Origin of the sequence: Streptomyces niveiscabiei, from assembly GCF_001419795.1 — a bacterium.
GTDB lineage: Bacteria > Actinomycetota > Actinomycetes > Streptomycetales > Streptomycetaceae > Streptomyces > Streptomyces niveiscabiei.
This window is the reverse complement of record NZ_LIRL01000132.1, coordinates 1-4,645: the sequence shown is the minus strand read 5'-3', so window position 1 is coordinate 4,645 and position 4,645 is coordinate 1. Positions and strand designations below refer to the sequence as shown.

At 71.5% G+C, this 4,645-nt stretch carries 4 protein-coding genes; 2 read left to right on the top strand and 2 right to left on the bottom strand.

What is annotated here, in order from left to right; genetic code table 11:
• Window positions 1–1,212: MFS transporter (locus AOK24_RS07315; protein WP_055719227.1), on the bottom strand; the 1,212-nt coding region annotated here is incomplete at its 3' end.
• 222 nt (window positions 1,213–1,434) lie between these two features.
• Between AOK24_RS07315 and AOK24_RS07310 the strand changes: the two genes are divergently transcribed.
• Together AOK24_RS07310 and AOK24_RS07305 are read left to right on the top strand one after the other, a co-directional pair.
• Window positions 1,435–2,718 (top strand): mannosyltransferase family protein, encoded by a 1,284-nt coding sequence (locus tag AOK24_RS07310; RefSeq protein WP_055719226.1) that lies wholly within the window; start codon window positions 1,435–1,437, stop codon window positions 2,716–2,718.
• 239 nt (window positions 2,719–2,957) lie between these two features.
• Window positions 2,958–3,962, top strand: a complete 1,005-nt coding sequence (locus AOK24_RS07305) for a phosphatase PAP2 family protein (protein ID WP_055719225.1) — start codon at window positions 2,958–2,960, stop codon at window positions 3,960–3,962.
• 79 nt (window positions 3,963–4,041) lie between these two features.
• On the opposite strand, the gene AOK24_RS07300 is transcribed toward AOK24_RS07305, so the two are convergent.
• Window positions 4,042–4,257, bottom strand: a complete 216-nt coding sequence (locus AOK24_RS07300) for an I78 family peptidase inhibitor (protein WP_055719224.1) — start codon at window positions 4,255–4,257, stop codon at window positions 4,042–4,044.
• Between the last annotated feature and the right edge of the window lie 388 nt (window positions 4,258–4,645).

Sequence of the window (4,645 nt, the reverse complement as noted above, 5' to 3'; positions counted from 1 at the left end):
GCCGGGCTGCTGCTCGGCGGGCGCCTCGCTCAGCATCGACTCGTACGCGGCGAACAGCGTCGTCTCCAGCCCGAACCCGAGCAGCACGAACCCGCCGAGCAGCAGCCCGGCGTTGTCGGATCCGCCCATCCCGGTGAGCGTCAGCACGGCGGCGGCGGTCAGTACGAACCCCCCGCAGACCATCCGCCGAGGCCCGACCCGCCGCAGCAACCGGGCCCCGGCCAGCCCCGCGGCCATGGCGGCGATGGTCAGCGGCAGCAACCGCAGCCCGGTCTGAAGCGGTGAGAGCCCCAGCACGAGCTGCAAGTACTGCGCGGCGATCAGCTCCAGCCCCACCAGTGCCAGCATGGCGAGCACGATGCACAGCACGGCGGTCCCGAACGCGGGCCGGGCGAACATCCGCAGATCGACGAGCGGCGAAGGCCGCCGCCGCTGCCGCCGCACGAAGAGGACGAGCAGCCCGACGCCCACCAGGAGCGGCGCGAAGGTCAGCCCTCCGAACTCCCCGCTGCCGAGCCGCTTCACCCCCAGCACGACACAGAACAACCCGGCGGCGGCCATCAGCGCCCCGACGACGTCCCAGGGCCCGTCGCTCTCCCCCTTGGACTCGGGCAGCAGCCACCGCCCGACGGGCAGACTGACCAGCATCAGCGGAATGTTGACGAGGAAGACGGCCCCCCACCAGAAGTGCTCCAGCAGGAACCCCCCGAGCAGGGGCCCGGCGGCAGCCCCGACGGCGGCGACCGCGCTCCAGATCCCTATGGCCAGCGCCCGTTCCCGCCGATCGGGGAACACCTGCCGGAGAATCGACAGGGTCGCCGGCATGATCATCGCCCCGCCGACCCCGAGCAGGGCCCGCGCGAGGATCAGCACCTGCGCGCTCCCGGCGAACGCGGCCAGCCCGGAAGCGACCCCGAAGAGCGCGTACCCGAGCAGCAGCACCCGCCGCCGCCCGACCTTGTCCCCGAGGGTTCCGAACAGGATCAGCAGAGAGGCGCAGACCAGCGGATACGTGTCGACGATCCACAGCAGTTCGATCGAACCGGGCTTGAGATCCTCGGTGACAGCGGGAACGGCGACGTGCAGAACGGTCGCGTCGACGGCGACCAGCAGCAGGCTCACGCACAGGACGACGAGGACGACCCAGCGCTGTCCCCCGGCCCGCTCGGCGGAGTGTCCACGCACAGCTGTGGCCGTCATCGTCCCGGACATGCGCGTACCTCCCAGCTGATTCGCACGTCCGGCGGATTCACTGGGCGGGGACTCCCAGGACTCGGCCGGAGAGGAGCGGTGTCCCCGGCCCACGCAGACGAACGGCGAGTGCATCGCAGCGTACGCGAGTTCGCCGACCGATCACGTGGCGGACCTCTCAGACGCCACCTGCAACCCATGTGGCGTACACCACTCGTCCACACACCCCTGATAATCGAGCCCATGATCGAGACAGCGGCACGCGCCCGGCCGACCCTGCGCCGGGCGGCCCCGGCCCTGCTGGGGTACGCGGCGGTCCGTGCCCTGGGCCTGGCGGCGCTGGCGATCTGGAGCGCGGCCGGCGACAAGAGCGCGTACACGTTGTTGACGGCGCGCTGGGACGCGTTGTGGTACGTCCGCGTGGCCGAGCAGGGATACGGCTACGCGGTCCGCCTCCCGAACGGCGACGTCCACTCGAACCTGGCGTTCTTCCCCCTCCTCCCGTGGCTGGAGCGCTTCCTCCACTGGCTGACCCCGCTGTCGTACGCCGACGCGGGTTTCGTCGTCTCCCTCCTCTCCTCCCTCGCCGCGGCCTGGGGGATCTTCGCGGTCACGGACCATGTGTACGGCGCCCGCGCGGCGGTGTACGCGGTGCTGGTGTGGGCGGTGCTCCCGGTCGGGATCGTGCAGTCGATGGCGTACAGCGAGTCGTTGTTCACCGCGCTCGCCGCCTGGGCGCTGTACGCCGTCCTGACCGGCCGGTGGGTCCTGGCGGGCGTGCTCGCGTCGCTGGCCGGTCTGACCCGCCCGGTGGGTCTCGCGGTGGTGGCGGCGGTGTGGGCGGCCGGGCTGGCCTCCCTGCTCCGAGAACGGACCGCGTCCGGCCCCGGTTCCTCCCGCGAGCCCGTTCACTCGTCCGTGTCACCCGGCGACGCGGCGCCCGAAACCGGCGCGCACGAGACAGCGCGCGCCCCCGGCACCCCCGTACCCGTACCGCCCCCGCGCGCGGGGACATCCACCGGCGCGCGGAAGCTGCCGCGCGCCCTGGGGCTTCTGCTCGCGCCGCTCGGCTCGCTGGGCTACGTCCTGTGGGTGGGCCACCGCACGGGCGACGGCCCGCTCGGGTATCTCGACGTGCAGGCGGGCTGGCGCAACGGTTTCGACGGCGGCTACGCCTTCGCCCGGTTCGTCGCGGAGAAGTTCGCCTCGCCGCTCGGCGCCCTCGCGGGCCTGGGCCTGATCGCGGGGGTGGCCCTGCTGCTGCGCCTGTACGCCGTCTGCGTACGGCAGCGCCAGCCGCTGCCCCTACTCGTGTACGCCGGTGTCGTCCTCGCCCTCGCGCTGTGCGCGTCGAGCTACTTCGGCTCGAAACCACGCCTGCTGATGCCCGCGTTCCCGGTCCTGCTGCCGCTCGCGCTCGCCCTGGCCAGGTCGCGTACGGCGCGGTCGGTGCTGGTGGTGGGCGGTGCGGCGGTGGCGTCGGCAGTGTACGGGGCCTGGTGGCTGAACGGCTCGGGACCGCCCTGACCCCGCCATGATCGCTTTTCGCGGGCGCCGTTAATTCCCGACTACCGCCAGTCGAACTCATTCATAACTCCAACGAAACCCGCACCTCGATTGATCAAAGGAAATGAAGGTACGAACGGTCGCCGATTTCGGATTGACGGGGAATAAACGGCATCCTGAGAGCAATCCCACATCACATCGTCATCACAAAGCCGTGGATTCGCGGGGGATCAGACCTCACTCGCTGTAACGTCGATTGGGTGCGTACCGAACGAAACCTCACCCGTCTGGACCGGGTGTTCGCGAGACTGGACCGGGAGCCCGAACGCCCGGCCCACATCGTTTTCCCGCGGATGAGCCGGCACCGGGTCGCACTGCTGTCCGCGACCCTGGCCTTCTACCTCGCGATCGTCTGGCTCGTGGTGACGACCTCGTGGCTGGTCCGGTTCGACTGGCAGGTCATGTTCTTCCGGCCCTACCAGCAGTGGCCGTCCATCCACGCCTTCCTCGACTACTACGTCGTCCTCGGCCAGCGCGGCCCGACGGCCGTCATGGTCGCGGCCTGGCTGGGCTGGCGTTCGTGGCGCCAGCACACCCTGCGCCCGCTGCTCACGCTCGGCGCCTCGCTGCTGCTGCTGAACATCACGGTCGGCGCCGCGAAGATCGGCATGGGCCGCCTCGGTCCGCACTACGCGACGACCGTCGGCTCGAACGAGATGGGCCTCGGCGGCGATATATTCCCCAGCGGCCACACCGCCAACGCGGTCGTGACCTGGGGAATTCTCGCGTATCTGGCGTCCACGCCGAGAGCCCGCCGCTGGCTGTCCGCCGTCTCCGCGCTGGTCTCGCTGGGGGTCGGCCTGACCACCGTCTACCTCGGTACGCACTGGCTGAGCGACGTCCTGCTCGGCTGGGCCGCCGGCCTGCTGGTCCTGCTGGCGCTCCCCTGGTGCGAGCCGCTGATCGCGCGCGCCGAGGCCCGCATCCTGGACCTGCGCGACCGCTGGCGCGAACGCCGCAGCACCGTGCCCGCGCCCCCGGCGCCGGTCACCGTACCCGTCGCGCTGGCGGCCCCCCGCAAGGTCGTCGACCTGGAGAAGGCCCCGATCCCGCGCCCGCCGAGATCCCCGGCCTACCTGGCACCGGGCCCGCACACCACGCGCGCCGAGCGCACCCCGGTCACCCCGATCGGCAGCCGCCGCCCCCCGCACGCCGACCGGCTCCCCCGCGGTACGACGGCCTCGGCCGCCCGCCCCGGCACCTGAGAAGCACCGGTACGCACACGCCCTACGACGGCGCCGGCCCAGTCCGGGAACTGGGCCGGCGCCGTCGTCGTACCGCGTCTCAGCCCTTCCAGGCGCGGGTGACGTGGTTGTCGCGGACCTCGAAGTTGAGGCGGCCCACCCGGTACTCCATGGTGATGATCGCGCCGGGCGGCAGGGACCTGACGGTCGACCACCCCCGTTGCCGGGCGCGCTGTTCGGCGTCCTCGGCCGTGCGGCCGACGTACTCCTCGGGGTTGTCCTGGGGCTCCTCGGCGGGAGGGGGAATCGGTGCCATGGCGCCACGCTAGGCCCACCGATCGCGCCGCGTGAAGCCCGGGTTCCCGCTTCTGGTCACACTTCAGTCACAGGATCACGGAGCGCGTTTCGGTCCTCCTCCGTCACACGTACGAGCGGATCCGGGCGAGTTACGCGCGTATTCGAACGCAATTACCGCAGGGCCTGACGCGGCACCGGAAATCCGCTCGGTAATTCGTTTCCGGCCGTCTGGCGCATTCCCCTTCCGGGGCCAGTGCGGTGATCTGACGGGCCATGGGAAATGCGAGGCTTCCGCACAGGCCCCCTGTCGGAGCGGGCCCGGCGCGAGCATCATGGCGGGTTCCAGGGAGCCGGCGGCGAAGGAGCGGGCGATGGGGACGCAGACCGTGGCGGCGGCCGTACGGCCG

Coding starts and splice junctions, on each gene's coding strand:
- AOK24_RS07310 (WP_055719226.1), top strand. CDS start 1,435: ATGATCGAGACAGCGGCACGCGCCCGGCCGACCCTGCGCCGGGCGGCC.
- AOK24_RS07300 (WP_055719224.1), bottom strand. CDS start 4,257: ATGGCACCGATTCCCCCTCCCGCCGAGGAGCCCCAGGACAACCCCGAG.